At 59.5% G+C, this 14,617-nt stretch carries 16 protein-coding genes; 11 read left to right on the top strand and 5 right to left on the bottom strand.

The features are described from left to right. Window positions 1-70 precede the first annotated feature (70 nt). Together rnr and nsrR are read right to left on the bottom strand one after the other, a co-directional pair. A complete protein-coding gene (gene rnr, locus DXXMK7_RS17050; protein WP_038920104.1) occupies window positions 71-2,548 on the bottom strand; it encodes a ribonuclease R in 2,478 nt (825 codons plus the stop codon). Window positions 2,549-2,588: 40 nt separating this feature from the next. Further along, a complete protein-coding gene (nsrR, locus tag DXXMK7_RS17055) occupies window positions 2,589-3,014 on the bottom strand; it encodes a nitric oxide-sensing transcriptional repressor NsrR (protein WP_038666099.1) in 426 nt (141 codons plus the stop codon). 359 nt (window positions 3,015-3,373) lie between these two features. Here nsrR and DXXMK7_RS17060 point away from each other — a divergent pair, with 359 nt between their 5' ends. The 4 genes from DXXMK7_RS17060 (at window position 3,374) to DXXMK7_RS17075 (ending at window position 8,208) form a co-directional block, all read left to right on the top strand. Next, window positions 3,374-4,960 carry a methyl-accepting chemotaxis protein gene (locus DXXMK7_RS17060; protein ID WP_038920105.1) on the top strand — a complete coding sequence of 529 codons (1,587 nt, stop codon included), beginning with the start codon at window positions 3,374-3,376 and terminating at the stop codon, window positions 4,958-4,960. Between the two features lie 306 nt (window positions 4,961-5,266). Then, window positions 5,267-6,178 carry a CdaR family transcriptional regulator gene (locus DXXMK7_RS17065; protein WP_038920107.1) on the top strand — a complete coding sequence of 304 codons (912 nt, stop codon included), beginning with the start codon at window positions 5,267-5,269 and terminating at the stop codon, window positions 6,176-6,178. Window positions 6,179-6,180: 2 nt separating this feature from the next. Further along, window positions 6,181-7,431, top strand: a complete 1,251-nt coding sequence (codA, locus tag DXXMK7_RS17070; RefSeq protein ID WP_038920108.1) for a cytosine deaminase — start codon at window positions 6,181-6,183, stop codon at window positions 7,429-7,431. Between the two features lie 156 nt (window positions 7,432-7,587). Further along, a complete protein-coding gene (locus DXXMK7_RS17075; RefSeq protein WP_038920109.1) occupies window positions 7,588-8,208 on the top strand; it encodes a Fic family protein in 621 nt (206 codons plus the stop codon). On the opposite strand, the gene DXXMK7_RS22090 is transcribed toward DXXMK7_RS17075, so the two are convergent. Next, a complete protein-coding gene (locus DXXMK7_RS22090; protein WP_071605231.1) occupies window positions 8,187-8,378 on the bottom strand; it encodes a hypothetical protein in 192 nt (63 codons plus the stop codon). The genes DXXMK7_RS17075 and DXXMK7_RS22090 overlap by 22 nt on opposite strands. A 144-nt stretch (window positions 8,379-8,522) precedes the next feature. After that, on the bottom strand, window positions 8,523-9,536 hold the full coding sequence (locus DXXMK7_RS17080; protein WP_038920110.1) for a type IV pilus twitching motility protein PilT: 1,014 nt from the start codon (window positions 9,534-9,536) through the stop codon (window positions 8,523-8,525). 21 nt (window positions 9,537-9,557) lie between these two features. Here DXXMK7_RS17080 and DXXMK7_RS17085 point away from each other — a divergent pair, with 21 nt between their 5' ends. The 7 genes from DXXMK7_RS17085 (at window position 9,558) to DXXMK7_RS17115 (ending at window position 14,100) form a co-directional block, all read left to right on the top strand. Next, window positions 9,558-10,292, top strand: a complete 735-nt coding sequence (locus DXXMK7_RS17085; protein ID WP_038920111.1) for a YggS family pyridoxal phosphate-dependent enzyme — start codon at window positions 9,558-9,560, stop codon at window positions 10,290-10,292. A 33-nt stretch (window positions 10,293-10,325) separates the two neighbouring features. Continuing rightward, window positions 10,326-11,147, top strand: coding sequence for a pyrroline-5-carboxylate reductase (gene proC, locus DXXMK7_RS17090; RefSeq protein ID WP_038920112.1), 822 nt, complete (start codon window positions 10,326-10,328; stop codon window positions 11,145-11,147). 43 nt (window positions 11,148-11,190) lie between these two features. Beyond that, entirely contained in the window at window positions 11,191-11,745 is a 555-nt protein-coding gene (locus tag DXXMK7_RS17095) for a YggT family protein (RefSeq protein ID WP_038920114.1), read from the top strand. After that, complete coding sequence (gene yggU / locus DXXMK7_RS17100) at window positions 11,742-12,032, top strand: DUF167 family protein YggU (protein WP_038920115.1); 291 nt, start codon at window positions 11,742-11,744, stop codon at window positions 12,030-12,032. Before DXXMK7_RS17095 ends, yggU begins: the two co-directional genes overlap by 4 nt. Before the next feature lie 82 nt (window positions 12,033-12,114). Continuing rightward, window positions 12,115-12,708, top strand: coding sequence for an XTP/dITP diphosphatase (locus tag DXXMK7_RS17105; protein ID WP_038920116.1), 594 nt, complete (start codon window positions 12,115-12,117; stop codon window positions 12,706-12,708). Next, window positions 12,701-13,840, top strand: a complete 1,140-nt coding sequence (hemW, locus tag DXXMK7_RS17110; protein ID WP_038920117.1) for a radical SAM family heme chaperone HemW — start codon at window positions 12,701-12,703, stop codon at window positions 13,838-13,840. Before DXXMK7_RS17105 ends, hemW begins: the two co-directional genes overlap by 8 nt. A gap of 131 nt (window positions 13,841-13,971) precedes the next feature. After that, on the top strand, window positions 13,972-14,100 hold the full coding sequence (locus DXXMK7_RS17115; protein ID WP_038666077.1) for an entericidin A/B family lipoprotein: 129 nt from the start codon (window positions 13,972-13,974) through the stop codon (window positions 14,098-14,100). 52 nt (window positions 14,101-14,152) lie between these two features. On the opposite strand, the gene DXXMK7_RS17120 is transcribed toward DXXMK7_RS17115, so the two are convergent. Beyond that, window positions 14,153-14,608 carry a GNAT family N-acetyltransferase gene (locus DXXMK7_RS17120; RefSeq protein WP_038666075.1) on the bottom strand — a complete coding sequence of 152 codons (456 nt, stop codon included), beginning with the start codon at window positions 14,606-14,608 and terminating at the stop codon, window positions 14,153-14,155. Between the last annotated feature and the right edge of the window lie 9 nt (window positions 14,609-14,617).

The raw sequence follows: 14,617 nt of genomic DNA on the forward strand, positions 1-14,617 counted from the left end.
CTTCAAACAGGTTAACGGGGCAGCCGGCCCGGCTGCCCATGATACAGGTGCGATGGTCAGCCGACTTCCGTTATTCCGCCGGCGCCTTCTTTTTGCTGGCGCGTTTGGCGCGAGTGGCGGCAGCAATTTTACGCGTTTTTTCAGCGTTCTTTTGCGATTTAGCCGTCTTCTTCCTGCCGCCGGTTTTCGCTTTATCTTTATCCTTGCCCTTGCCGGCAGGCTGACGCTTGCCGTCGCCGTCGCTGCGGAATGCGCTATCCGGCTCAAAGTTGGCGCGCTGCCCGGTACGACGACGACGCGGCGGTTTTGCGTCCGCTTCGCCGCCTTTCTTCGCCCGATCGCGCGCGGTTTTGCCTTCGCCGCGCACCTTACGGGTGGAAGACACCAGTGCGAAATCGATCTTGCGTTCATCCATATGCACGGCTTCAACGCGGATCTGCACTTCATCCCCCAGTCGGTACGTCTGACCACGGGATTCGCCGATCAAGCGCTGGCCGACATTGTCATAACGATAGTAGTCGTTATCCAGCGTGGAAACGTGAACCAGACCGTCGATAAACAGGTCGTTGAGGCGCACAAAGAAACCGAAACCGGTGACGCTGGAGATAATGCCGGTAAAGGCTTCACCGACATGATCCTGCATGAAGTCGCACTTCAGCCAGTCAGCCACGTCGCGCGTGGCTTCATCGGCCCGGCGTTCGGTCATCGAACAGTGTTCGCCCAGTTGCAGCATCTCGTTGAAATCCGAGTGCCAGCCGCCGCTGTGAGTCCAGCGCGCCTTACGGTCGCTGAGCAGGTACTTGATGGCGCGATGCAGCGACAGATCCGGGTAACGCCGAATCGGCGAGGTGAAATGCGCGTACGAAGTCAGCGCCAGGCCAAAATGACCGCGGTTTTCCGGGTCATACACCGCCTGTTTCATCGAACGCAGCAGCATGGTTTGCAGCATTTCGTGGTCCGGCCTGTCGGCGATGGAATCCATCAGTTCGGCGTAATCTTTCGGCTGCGGCTTCATGCCGCCTTTCAGCGTCAGCCCCAGTTCGCCAAGCACGCTGCGCAGCGCCAGCACGTGATCCTCGCTGGGTTGGTCATGCACGCGGAACAGCGCCGGCTCTTCGCTCTTCTCGACAAACTTCGCCGCCGAGATGTTGGCCAGAATCATGCACTCTTCAATCAGCTTGTGCGCGTCGTTGCGCACCACCGCTTCCACCCGCTCAATGCGGCGTTCGGCGTTAAAAATGAATTTGGCTTCTTCGGTTTCGAAAGCGATGCCGCCGCGCACCTCGCGGGCATGCTCCAGCACCTTGTACATCCGGTGCAGCTCTTCCAGCGGCGCCACCAGCGGCTGGTAATGCTCACGCAATGCCTCGTCGCCCTGCAGGATGCTCCACACCTTGGTATAAGTGAGACGGGCGTGAGAACTCATCACCGCCTCATAGAATTTATAGCCGGACAGTTTCCCCTGGGTGGAAACCGTCATTTCGCACACCATACACAGGCGGTCCACCTGCGGGTTGAGCGAACACAGTCCATTGGAAAGGACTTCCGGCAGCATCGGCACCACCTGCGACGGGAAGTAAACCGAAGTGCCGCGCGCGCGGGCTTCATGGTCCAGCGCCGTGCCGGGGCGTACGTAGTAGCTGACGTCGGCGATCGCCACCCACAGCCGCCAGCCGCCGCCGCGTTTCTTCTCGCAGTACACCGCATCGTCAAAATCGCGCGCGTCTTCGCCGTCGATGGTCACCAGCGGCAGGGAACGCAGATCCACCCGGCCTTTCTTGGCGTTTTCCGGCACCTCGTCCGTCAGGTCGCCCACCTGCTCTTCCACCTTGGGCGGCCAGCTGTGCGGAATTTCATGGGTACGCAGCGCGATATCCACCGCCAGCCCGGTGCCCATGTTGTCGCCGAGGATTTCCACGATCTTGCCGATAGCCTTGGTACGGCGAGTGGCGCGCTGGGTCAGTTCCACCACCACCACGGAGCCCATGCGGGCGCCGGCGATAAATTCCGGCGGGATCAGGATGTCGAAGCTCAGCCGGCTGTCGTCCGGCACCACGAAGCCGGTACCGGCCTCGGTGAAGTAACGTCCGACGATCTGGCTGGTGCGGGGCTCCAGAATACGCACGATGCGCCCTTCGCGGCGCCCTCTGCGGTCTTCGCCCAACGGCTGGGCCAGCACCACATCGCCGTGGATCACCGTCTTCATCTGTTCGGCGGAGAGGTAAAGATCGTCTTTGCGCCCTTCCACCCGCAGGAAGCCGTAGCCATCGCGGTGGCCGAGCACCGTGCCGCGCAGCAGATCCAGTTTTTCCGGCAGCGCGTAGCACTGGCGGCGGGTGAACACCAGTTGACCGTCGCGCTCCATAGCGCGCAGCCGACGACGCAACGCTTCCAGTTGTTCATCATTGGTCAGTTGCAGGTCGGCGGCCAGTTCCTCACGGCTGATGGGCGTGTCCCGTTTTGCCAGATGCTCAAGAATGTACTCGCGGCTGGGGATGGGGAATTCGTATTTTTCTGCTTCACGTTCCAGAAACGGATCTTGTGACATTGCGGTTCCTCCGTTGTCATCAGCAGGCGGCTGAACAGGCTTATTCAACCAGAAGTAATTTATAGAGGGGCGGGTTTTCTTCCACCATATCGGCGAGCGTGTAATTATCCAGTTCTTTCAGGAAATTCTGTACAGCCTGCTGCAGCACCTGCTTCAGGCGGCAGGCGGAGGTGATATGACAAAATTCCTTGCTGCAGTTAACCAGCGACAACGGTTCCAGCTCTCGCACCACATCTCCGATGCGAATCGTGGACGCATCGCGGCCCAGCCGGATGCCGCCGTTTTTGCCACGCACTGCCATGACCAGCCCGGCGCGGCTCAGCTGATTAATGATCTTCACCATATGGTTACGTGAAACGCCATACACTTCAGTTACTTCTGAGATGCTGGTCATTTTGCCCTCCGGCAATGACGCCATATAAATCAGCGCCCTCAAACCATAATCTGTAAAACTTGTTAACTGCACAGAGACCTCTGGGTACCTTGCCGGACAGTCAGGCGACCGCCCCGAAAAACGCGGGCTGGAACCGGGATGGCGCTCGTTAGCCCTGGTTCGTGCCCGTCATGTTCATTTTTTATCAGCAGATGATAAACCAGTGATCAACGCCGGGCGAATTTATTTAGCGCTAACCGATCCTTTCCAAAGTGGAATTCCCCGAGTCCATGCATTTCCATTCACAAAAGATAAGAGAATCGTGCTTCCTAACATGCTGTTTCATCTGTTATGTTCTGAACAAAAATAACCCTACAACACCTTAACGTACGGCGAGCCCGGAATAGGCTCTGTCAGTGGTTTTTTGCTCTGCACACACTAGGAAATGAACCATGCGTTTGAAAAATCTCTCCATCCGCACCGGTCTGCTGACATTGCTGGCCGTCATCACCCTGTTGTTGCTGCTGGTCAGCGGTATGGGGATTCAGGCCATCAACAAGAGCCGCGCCTCCCTGACGGCGCTCAATCAGATTCAGGGAGAACAACTGGGCGCGTTGATGAATGGTTATAACCTGACGCTACGAGCCAGAGCCTCCGCCACGCTGGCGGTGCGCAAAATCGAAATCGGTTTGCTGGACGTCGGGGCCAAGGAAACCGAAAAGCTGGAAGGTTATGTACAACAATCGGAAAAAGAGATTCGCCAGTTCAGCAGCGTGGGAACCAATGGCGAACAGGAGCAGAAACTGGCGCAGCAGGTGTTAAAAAGTTATCAGGACTACCTGAATCAGGGACTAAAACCGATGTTGGACTCCCTGAAAAAGCAGTACACCGACGAATATTACACCTTGCTGGAAAACAACCTGACGCCCCTGAGCGACGCATTTGATAAATCCATCCAGAACTTCCGCAGCTACTCCCAGCAACTCTCCGAACAACATATCCAGCAGGCCAATAACAACGAACGGATAATGCTGATGCTGATCGCGTTCGCCTGCCTGCTGTCGCTGCTGCTGGTACTGCTGGGTTGGCTGGCGCTGCGCCACATGCTGCTCAAACCGCTGGATCACGCCATTGAACAGCTGGAACACGTGGCCTCCGGCGATTTGACCCGCCGCATTACTCAGGGGGGCAACAATGAACTGGGCCGGCTGAGCGACGCCATCGAGCGCATGCAGCTGGCGCTGCTGGATTCGGTCAGTCAGGTGCGTGACGCCAGTCATCAGATCGATCAAGGCAGCCGCGAGTTGTTCAGCGGCAACCGCAATCTGGCGGAACGGACCGAAGAGTCGGTCGCGGCGCTGGAACAGACCGCCGCCAGCCTGGAAGAACTGAGCGCGACGGTTAAACGCAACGCCGACAACGCCGAGCTGGCGCATCAGTTGACCAATCAGGTTTCCGACACCACCGATCGCGGCAACGAATCCGTTAACTACGTGGTGGAAAAAATGCGTGAAATCGCCGCTAGCGCCAAACGAATCAGCGATATTCTCGGCGTTATCGACGGCATTGCCTTCCAGACCAATATTCTGGCCCTGAACGCGGCGGTGGAAGCGGCCCGCGCCGGCGAGCAAGGTAAAGGCTTCGCGGTGGTGGCAGGCGAAGTGCGGAGTCTGGCGCAGCACAGCGCTCAGGCGGCCAAAGAGATCCGCACCCTGATCCTGGATTCTCAGTCCCATGTGTCGGAAGGGTTGGACCTGGCTGCCAAAGCCGGTACCACCATGGACGACGTGGCGGAAGAGATCAACCGTATCACCAGCCTGATGAAAGAGATCTCCTACGCCTCTCAGGAACAGCATCGCGGCATCGAACAGGTGAATATCGCCTTCACCCAGATAGACAAAGTGGCCCAGCAAAACGCCTCGCTGGTCAAGGCTTCCGCCGACACCACCCAATCGCTGGAAGAGCAGTCTCGCCAGTTGGTGCAGGCGATGGCCATGTTCCGTATCGAAGACCACACCGCGCTGCTGCAGGCGCGCTGATTCTCATCCCCGCTTCGGCAGTGACCGGCCATCGGTCACTGCCTTTCCCGTCTAACCGAACGCTCAGCCTTTCCCAGCCCGGCAGATTCACGCTTTCAGTGCATAACACAGCATGACGCACAACAAACGGGCGCAGTATGCCTGTTTTCAGCGCCAAACCATGCAACCTGCACAGTGAGCCACGCCCTCGCCGCCCGGCTGCCGCTAACCGAAAAACCGGCACGCTCCTTGCTGTAACTCCAAGGACGTCATTCCACGGACATTGATTGCTGTTCCCCATGTCGGGGCAAAACCAGAGGGACCATCATGCCGGTATTTCATCACAGGAACCTGCCTCATCATCATACCGAAAGTGAGCAGGACAGATGGCGAAGCGACTTTCTGCTCCAGTTGCTGACCAGCGATCATCCGGATCTGCCCCTCCTTCATCAGCGCGCCGCCTGGCTGCAGTTGCCGCTGGACAGGCCTCATCGGGTAACGGCATGGCGTCTGTCCGGTATGCCGTCGCTGTTTTCCCCGTCGTATTCCGGCTGCCCGGAAGCGCAACTGCACGGGGCGCGCCAGCAGTTGCAACAACAGCTACAGGAACTCATGTCGGAATACCTGCCGCCGGTCATGCTGGGCGACCTCTGCCTGCTGGCGCTGCCGGCCGACAGCCCGCTGCTACGCCGCGGACACCAGGAGTTCACCGCATTCCGTCAGGCAATCAACGCCGATATCGCGCCGCTGACGCTGTTTGGCGGGCTCTCCGGCCCGGTCAGTGCGGCCGAGCACTATCGACGCGGGCTGAGCGAAGCGCGGCAGGCGCTTAACGCAGCAGAAAGCATGCGCCCGGAAAAAGGCCTGTGCGACTACACTGATCTGGGGGTGTTGCAATTGCTGACTTCCGTCAGCGACCCGACATTGCTTACCCGCTTTATGCACGACGCGCTGGGTAATCTGGTGGAGAATAACCGCAAATCGCCCCATTTGCTGATTGAAACGCTGGATGCGGTATTGCAGGAAAACGGCAATCTGATCAAAGCCGCCGAGCGGCTGACGATCCATCGCAATACGCTGCATCAGCGTCTGCAACGTATTGAACAGCTGTCGGGCGGCGCGTTGAACGATCCGCTGTTTCGCCTCAACGCTTCCGTCGCGCTATTAGTCTGGCGCCTGTCTGGTTCACAGACGCAGGGAACCGCCATACCGTCGTTCAAGACAACCTCACAGGAGTGATTATGAAGATTATCAACGCCGCCCTGCGCCATCAGGCCGGGCTTCACACGCTGCAACTGCAGGACGGCCTGATTGCCGCGATGGTCCCCCAGCCCGCCATGCTGCCCGCCACGCCGGATACCATCGACGCCGCCGGGCAACTGGCGATCCCGCCGCTGGTGGAACCGCATATTCACCTTGACGCCGTCCTGACCGCCGGCGAACCGGAATGGAACATGAGCGGCACGCTGTTTGAAGGCATTGAACGCTGGAGCCAGCGCAAGGCCGCCATCACTCACGAAGACACCAAGCGCCGGGCGCATACCGCCATCGGCATGTTGCGCGACCACGGCATCCAGCATGTGCGTACCCACGTCGATGTCACCGACCCGTCGCTGGCGGCGCTGGAAGCCATGCTGGAAGTTAAAGAAGAAGCGAAGGAGCTGATCGACCTGCAAATCGTCGCCTTCCCGCAGGAAGGCATCGAGTCGTACCCGGCAGGCCGCCAGTTGATGGAACGCGCCATCGCACTGGGCGCCGACGTAGTTGGCGGTATTCCCCATTTTGAGAACACCCGTGAACAGGGCGTCAGCTCGGTGAAATTCCTGATGGATCTGGCGGAACGCACCGGTTGTCTGGTGGACGTGCATTGCGACGAAACCGACGATCCGAACTCGCGTTTTCTGGAAGTGCTGGCGGAAGAAACGCGGGTGCGGAACATGGGTGCCCGCGTCACCGCCAGCCACACCGTGGCGATGGGTTCCTATGACAACGCCTACTGCTCAAAACTGTTCCGTCTGCTGCGCCGCTCGGGCATCAGCTTCGTCTCCTGCCCAACCGAAAGCATCCACCTGCAAGGGCGCTTCGACACCTTTCCCAAACGTCGCGGCGTCACCCGGGTAGCCGAGCTGGACCGTGCCGGCATGAACGTCTGCTTCGGGCAGGATTCGATCAAGGATCCCTGGTACCCGCTCGGCAATGGCAACATTCTGCGCATTCTCGACGCCGGGCTGCATATCTGCCACATGATGGGGTATCAGGATCTGCAGCGTTGTCTCGATTTCGTGACCGACAACAGCGCCAAAGCGCTGCATCTGGGCGACGGCTACGGCCTCGCCGTCGGCCGCCCGGCCAACCTGCTGATTCTGGATGCGGAAAACGACTACGAAGCGGTGCGGCGTCAGGCCAAGGCGCGCCTGTCGATACGCCACGGCAAGGTCATCATGCAGCGTGAACCGGAGCTGATTCGGTATCCAAACCGCCAACCTGATTAACGTCATCCACAATAAGCGTGACCAAATGAGCGTGACGAAGAGCTTATTGAAACAGGCTCTTCGCTGCGCCCGCACAGGATACGGGCATGCATTCAACGCTATATATGCATTCAACGCTATAATAGTGCGGTGTGATACTGAAGGCCGGAGGATATCATGGGACGATATAATGTTTTCAACAGCGAAGGACAGTACGCACAAGGCTCGGAAGATCTGGTGTTGAAAAACAGGCTCGGTATTACCAACCCTGATGACATTGACGGCGCCGAATTAGTCCTACTGGAAAAACTGTATCATTTCGTCTTTGAAGACCACTTTCCCGCCGACCAGCAACTGAGTGTCGACCAGATCAGGGCATGGCACGCGCTTTGGCTCGGTAACCTGTATGACTGGGCTGGTCAAAACAGATCCGTCAATATCAGCAAAGGCGGATTCCTGTTTGCCAGTGCGTCACAAATCCCCAGCCTGCTTACGCAATTCAATGATAAATGCCTCACTCGATACACGCCTTGCACTGGCATGGCGCGCGATCGGCTGGCCGAAGCCATTGCTGTTGTCCACGTAGAATTGATACTGATTCACCCTTTTCGCGAAGGAAACGGGCGCATATCAAGGTTGGTGGCAGATGTGATGGCCGTTCAGGGTGGTTATCCCCCGTTGGACTACCAACCCTGGGAGCAGAATAAGACCCAGTATATTGGTGCTATCCATGCCGGGGTCGGAATGGATTATGAGCCGATGACATACTGGGTTAATCAAGCACTGACGGGTGGGTGAACAGCCAAACTCAGGTAAGCGAACTTATCCCGCTGCTCGTCCAGTGAAGAGACAATCATGCTGGAGGACTGGCCGGTTTCAATGGCTGTCGATGTCGCCACAGTACGGATGATTTGTTCGCGAGAAGGCATAACATACTGCTCATTCCGGTGCTTTTGGTTGACAGCCATATCGTCCTCCCCATGTTGGTCTGTTTATTATACATGCAACCTGGCATGAAGTAATCCTGTGCTGAAAGCAAAAGGAAACCCTCCCGATCTGTTTAGGCACATTGCCGCCCCGGCAACACACCATGACCTTCACTGGCATCCAGATTAACCGGCATTCATTTCAGGCCGCAGCCTCCCCTCCCGGCATCGCTGCTGGTAACTCTGTTCAAAGGTCTGCATGCCGACCTGGCCGCCGGTTTGCAGCAGGCTCGGCAACTGGTGGGTTTTACCTTCGCGGATCAGGTTGCTGACCGCCGGGGTGGCGAGCAGTACTTCAAACAGCGCCACGCGCCCGCCTTGCGCGCCCGGCAACAGTTTCTGCGCCACCACCGCCTGCAAACTGGCGGCCAGTTGCGTGCGAACAAACGCTTTCTCCTCGGCGGGAAAGACATCCACCAGCCGGTCCACCGACTGCACCGCCCGCCGGGTATGCAGCGTCGCCAGCACCAGATGACCGGTTTCCGCCGCCGTCAGCGCCAGCCGAATCGTCTCGCTGTCGCGCAACTCGCCGAGCAGCAGCACGTCCGGGTCTTCGCGCAGCGCCGCCCGCAGCGCACTGGCGAACGCATCGCTATGACGGCCAATCTCCCGCTGTTGAATCAGACAGCGTTGGCTGACATGCAGGAACTCAATCGGGTCTTCCAGCGTAATAATGTGGCGCGCACGGCGTTGATTGAGCGAGGCGATCATCGCCGCCAGCGTGGTGGATTTACCGCTGCCGGTCGCGCCGGTCACCAGAATCAGACCATCGGGGCGATCGGCCAGCTCCGCTACCACCGGCGGCGCGCCCAACGCCTGTAGATCCGGCTGATGTGACGGGATCAGGCGCAGCGCCGCCGACAGGCCGTGGCGCTGCATAAACAGATTGGCCCGTAACCGCTGCCCCTCCGGCAGCGTCAGCGCGCAGTCGGTCTGTCCGCTTTGCCGCAGTTGCTGCTCGCAGGCTGGTTCCAGCCAGCTGCCGCACCACTGCTCCAGCTCGTCGTTGTGCAACGGCGGCTGCGCAACATCCGCCACCAGTTGCCCGTCGATACGCCAAACCGGCGGATGACCGCTGCACAGGTGCAGATCGGACACATTCTGTTTTACACTAGACCGCACCCATTCACTCACATCCATTGATTGGCCTCCTGAACCATTATGACGATATCGACAGTCACTACATCGACAGTCCAGCAAAATCTACAGGACGTCCGGCAGAGAATCTCGGCGGCGGCGGAACGTTGCGGGCGCGCGCCAGAAGAAATTACGCTGCTTGCCGTCAGCAAAACCAAACCTGTGAGCGCGATCGAAGAAGCCATTGCGGCCGGGCAGCGGGCATTTGGCGAAAACTATGTGCAGGAAGGGGTCGACAAGATTCGCCATTTTCAGACACATCAGCCGGATACGGCGCTGGAATGGCACTTTATCGGACCGTTGCAGTCGAATAAGAGCCGCCCGGTAGCGGAGCACTTCGACTGGTGCCACACCATCGATCGGCTGCGTATCGCCCAACGCCTGAGCGAACAGCGCCCGGCGCATCTGCCGCCGCTCAACGTGCTGTTGCAGGTCAATATCAGCCAGGAAGAGAGCAAATCCGGCATTCTGGCCGGCGACCTGCCGGAACTGGCGGCCAGCGTGGCCCAGTTGCCGAACCTGCGGCTGCGCGGGCTGATGGCGATCCCCGCGCCGGAAACGGATCATGACCGTCAATTGGCGGTATTTCGCCAGATGACCGAACTTTTTCTGCAACTAAAAGCGGATTATGGCACTTTGGATACCCTGTCGATGGGCATGACCGACGACATGGCCGCCGCCATTGAGGCCGGCAGCACGCTGGTGCGGATCGGCACCGCGATTTTTGGCGCACGTGATTACCGTTCACCGGCCAGTTAACCTTAACGGACAGATGAGAACAGCGAGAATCTGATGGAACACCGTAAAATAGCCTTTATCGGCGCGGGCAATATGGCGCAGGCGATCATCGCCGGTCTGATGGCGGGCGGCTATCCGGCCAGCCAGGTCAGCGTCAGCGCGCCGTCCGCCACAAACCGGGACGTACTGGCCGCCCGTTATGGCGTTGCCAGCCTGAGCGACAATATCGCCAGCGCCCGCGATGCCGACGTTGTGGTGTTGGCGGTCAAACCGCAATTGATGGCGGACGTCTGCCAAACGCTGGCGCAGCAGGTGGATTTCAGCGGCAAACTGGTGTTGTCGATCGCCGCCGGCGTCAGCGTCGCCCGTTTCCGTCAGTTACTGGGCGATTCGCTCAACATCGTACGCATCATGCCCAACACCCCATCGCTGGTGGGCCAGGGCATGAGCGGGCTGTACGCGCCGGCGAACGTCGGCGAAGCCGATCGGGCGTTTGCCGCCGACCTGATGAAGAGCGTCGGTAAGCTGTGCTGGGTCGCCGACGAAGCGCAGATTAACGGCGTGATTGCCGCCGCCGGCAGCGCTCCCGCTTATTTCTTCCTGTTCATGGAAGCCATGCAGCAGGAAGCGATTCGTCAGGGCTTCGACGCCGACACCGCCCGGTTGCTGGTACAGCAGGCAGCCAGCGGCGCGGCGGCGCTGGTGGACGCCAGCCCGGACATCCCGCTGTCGACACTGCGGGAAAATGTGACCTCCAAAGGCGGCACCACCGCTGAAGCGCTGCGCGTGTTCAACGAGCGCCAGTTGGGCCAGATTGTCGCCGATGCTATGCAAGCCGCCGTACACCGTGCGAAGGAAATGGAATCGCTGTTCTGATTGCCGTCTGAAACATGATTTTTAATGAAGGAATAACCGTCTCATGCTGACCCTGACTTTTCTGGTCAAGACCCTGATTGACCTGTACGTGATGGTGTTATTGCTGCGCATCTGGATGCAGTGGGCGCGCAGTGATTTTTACAACCCGCTGGCGCAATTCGTGGTGAAGCTCACCCAGCCGATCATCGGGCCGCTACGTCGCATCATCCCGTCGCTGGGGCCGATCGACAGCGCCTCGCTGCTGCTGGCGTTTCTGCTCACCACGCTCAAGTATCCGTTACTGTTGCTGATTCAGGTCGGCTCGCTGTCGCTCAGCCCGATCAACCTGCTGGTGGGGCTGCTGGCGCTGGTCAAATCTGCGGGTTATCTGGTGTTCTGGGTGGTGATTATCCGTTCGCTGATGAGCTGGATCAGCCAGGGCCGCAGCCCGGTGGACTACATGCTGCATCAGTTGACTGAACCGCTGATGGGGCCGGTGCGCCGCATTCTGCCGTCGGCCGGTGGGCTGGATTTCTCGCCGATGGTGGTGATTCTGGTGCTGTACCTGTTGAACTATCTCGGCATGGATTTTTTCCCGGGGCTGTGGTTCCTGTTGTGAGTGCCGTCAGTCGTTGCGAAGACGGGCTGGTGATTCGGCTGTATATTCAGCCGAAAGCCAGCCGGGATCAGATTGTCGGGCTGCATGGCGACGAGCTTAAAGTCGCCATCACCGCGCCGCCGGTGGACGGTCAGGCCAACGCTCACCTCATCAAATTTCTTGCCAAACAGTTTCGCGTCGCCAAAGGCATGGTGACCATCGAAAAGGGCGAGCTTGGGCGTCACAAACAGATTAGAATCGTCAACCCGCAAGCCATCCCGGCCGATGTCGCGGAACTCATCTCCTGAAGTTATTCTCTGAACAGAAGTGATTCCCTGAACGGAAGTGATTCCCTGAACAAATACCCTGAACAGATTGCAGGAACAACAGATGCAAAACGTGGTTTTAGCCACCGGCAACGCCGGTAAAGTGCGTGAACTCGCCGGTCTGCTGGCGGATTTCGGCCTCGACGTGGTAGCGCAAACCACGCTGGGGGTCGAATCCGCCGAGGAAACCGGTTTAACCTTTATCGAAAACGCCATTCTGAAAGCGCGCCACGCCGCGCGTGAAACCGGTCTGCCAGCCATCGCCGACGATTCAGGCCTGGCGGTGGACGCGCTGGGCGGCGCGCCGGGGATTTACTCCGCCCGCTACGCCGGGGAAGACGCCAGCGATCGGCAGAATCTCGACAAACTGCTGGCGGCGCTGGACAACGTACCGGACGAGCAGCGTCGGGCCAGCTTCCACTGCGTGCTGGTGTATCTGCGCCACGCCGACGACCCGACGCCGCTGGTGTGCCACGGCAGCTGGCAGGGCGTCATCGCCCGCGCGCCGGTCGGCGAAGGCGGCTTCGGCTACGACCCGGTGTTTTTTGTGCCGTCAATCGGCAAAACCGCCGCCGAGCTGAGCCGCGAAGAGAAAAACGCCCTCTCCCACCGCGGTCAGGCGTTGCGTCAGCTGCTGGATGCCCTGCGACATGCTTAATCTGCCGCCGCTCAGCCTGTACATCCACATTCCCTGGTGCGTGCAGAAGTGCCCCTATTGCGACTTCAACTCCCACGCGCTGAAAGGCGAGGTGCCGCACGACGACTACGTGGCGCACCTGCTGGCGGATCTGGATGCCGACCTGCCGCTGGCGGGCGGACGCCCTCTGCACAGTATCTTTATCGGCGGCGGCACGCCGAGCCTGCTCAGCGCCGACGCGATGCAACAGTTGCTGGATGGCGTGCGCTCAAGGCTGTCCTTGCCGGCCGAGGCGGAAATCACTATGGAAGCCAATCCCGGCACGGTGGAAGCCGACCGCTTCAGCGGCTACCAGCGGGCAGGCATCAACCGGATTTCCATCGGCGTGCAGAGTTTCAGCCCGGATAAACTGACGCGGCTGGGCCGCATCCACGGTCCACAAGAGGCCAAACGCGCCGCCCGGCTGGCCGCCGGTCTGGGGCTGCGCAGTTTTAATCTCGACCTGATGCACGGGCTGCCGGAGCAATCGCTGGACGACGCGCTGGACGATCTGCGTCAGGCCATCGCGCTCAATCCGCCGCACTTGTCCTGGTATCAGTTAACCATTGAGCCCAACACCCTGTTCGGTTCGCGCCCACCGGTGCTGCCGGACGACGATGCGCTGTGGGACATTTTCGAGCAGGGTCACCGTTTGTTGAGCGACGCCGGGTATCAGCAGTATGAAACCTCGGCCTACGCCAAACCGGGTTACCAGTGCCAGCACAACCTCAATTACTGGCGTTTCGGCGATTATCTGGGCATCGGCTGCGGCGCTCACGGCAAAATCACCTTCGCCGACGGCCGTATTGTGCGCACGGTGAAAACCCGCCATCCACGCGGCTACATGCAGGGCAATTACCTGCAGCAACGCAGCGAGGTGGCGATGGCCGACCGGCCGTTCGAGTTCTTCATGAACCGTTTCCGGTTGCTGGAACCAGCGCCGCGCGCTGATTTCACCGCCTACACCGGACTGCCGGAAAACGCCATCCGTCCGTACATCGACGCGGCGCTGGCGCAAGGCTACCTGACCGAAACCGGGCAGCACTGGCAGGTGACCGAACACGGCAAGCTGTTTCTCAACTCGTTGCTGGAGCTGTTTCTGGCGGAAGAATGAGTAGCTAAGAGACACGGTCGCAGCACAAAAATCCGGCTTAACCGACTGACGACACGTTGAATTCCGGCACGGGATTATGACAAAGTGAAGGCGGGATTTGCCCCGTTATACGCTATAAAAGGTAAACCACCATGAAAACGATCACCCTACTGGTTGCCACGCTATTTATGGCGACCGCATTGACCGGCTGCAACACCGCTCGCGGATTCGGTCAGGACGTTCAGAAACTCGGCAGTTCCATTTCCCATACCGCCAGTTGATCGGCGCCCCGCCTGCCGCGCAGGCAGGCGGGTCACCTTTACAGAACCGTCATTACCCCGCCGTGCGCATCGGCACGTGGGGAATCCCATCCTCGTCGTAACCGTCGCCACAGACGGCAAAACCAAACTGTTGATAAAAATGCTGCAGGTGCGCCTGCGCGGACAAGTACTGCGCCCGCCCCGGCCAGTGTCGGGCACAGGCGGCCTGTGAATGCATCAACAACTGATGCCCCAACTGCTGACCGCGCGCGTCGGGCGCGACGACCACCCGGCCGATGGTTACGGCGTCCTGCCCGTCATGGGGCGCCAGCAATCGCGCGCAGGCGATCAACCTGCCGTTTTGCCAGGCGGTCACATGGCGGTTGCCGTCCACCAGATCCAGACCGTCCGGGTCCTGATAGGCGCACTGCTGCTCCACCACAAAGACCTGACTGCGCAGGCGCAAAATGTCGTATAGCGCATAAGGGTTCAGGTCTTTCACGCCCCAGTCATGCCAAATCAGACTCATCGCCGCTCC

Source organism: Dickeya sp. MK7 (assembly GCF_000406305.1).
In the GTDB taxonomy this organism is placed as follows: domain Bacteria; phylum Pseudomonadota; class Gammaproteobacteria; order Enterobacterales; family Enterobacteriaceae; genus Dickeya; species Dickeya fangzhongdai.

Excerpts from the sequence above, each read along its gene's own strand:
- DXXMK7_RS17085 (WP_038920111.1), top strand. The coding sequence starts at position 9,558 with ATGACGATATCGACAGTCACTACATCGACAGTCCAGCAAAATCTACAG.
- DXXMK7_RS17115 (WP_038666077.1), top strand. The coding sequence starts at position 13,972 with ATGAAAACGATCACCCTACTGGTTGCCACGCTATTTATGGCGACCGCA.
- DXXMK7_RS17120 (WP_038666075.1), bottom strand. The coding sequence starts at position 14,608 with ATGAGTCTGATTTGGCATGACTGGGGCGTGAAAGACCTGAACCCTTAT.
- DXXMK7_RS17080 (WP_038920110.1), bottom strand. The coding sequence starts at position 9,536 with ATGGATGTGAGTGAATGGGTGCGGTCTAGTGTAAAACAGAATGTGTCC.
- codA (WP_038920108.1), top strand. The coding sequence starts at position 6,181 with ATGAAGATTATCAACGCCGCCCTGCGCCATCAGGCCGGGCTTCACACG.
- DXXMK7_RS17075 (WP_038920109.1), top strand. The coding sequence starts at position 7,588 with ATGGGACGATATAATGTTTTCAACAGCGAAGGACAGTACGCACAAGGC.
- hemW (WP_038920117.1), top strand. The coding sequence starts at position 12,701 with ATGCTTAATCTGCCGCCGCTCAGCCTGTACATCCACATTCCCTGGTGC.
- proC (WP_038920112.1), top strand. The coding sequence starts at position 10,326 with ATGGAACACCGTAAAATAGCCTTTATCGGCGCGGGCAATATGGCGCAG.
- DXXMK7_RS17060 (WP_038920105.1), top strand. The coding sequence starts at position 3,374 with ATGCGTTTGAAAAATCTCTCCATCCGCACCGGTCTGCTGACATTGCTG.
- DXXMK7_RS22090 (WP_071605231.1), bottom strand. The coding sequence starts at position 8,378 with ATGGCTGTCAACCAAAAGCACCGGAATGAGCAGTATGTTATGCCTTCT.
- rnr (WP_038920104.1), bottom strand. The coding sequence starts at position 2,548 with ATGTCACAAGATCCGTTTCTGGAACGTGAAGCAGAAAAATACGAATTC.
- DXXMK7_RS17095 (WP_038920114.1), top strand. The coding sequence starts at position 11,191 with ATGCTGACCCTGACTTTTCTGGTCAAGACCCTGATTGACCTGTACGTG.
- DXXMK7_RS17065 (WP_038920107.1), top strand. The coding sequence starts at position 5,267 with ATGCCGGTATTTCATCACAGGAACCTGCCTCATCATCATACCGAAAGT.
- DXXMK7_RS17105 (WP_038920116.1), top strand. The coding sequence starts at position 12,115 with ATGCAAAACGTGGTTTTAGCCACCGGCAACGCCGGTAAAGTGCGTGAA.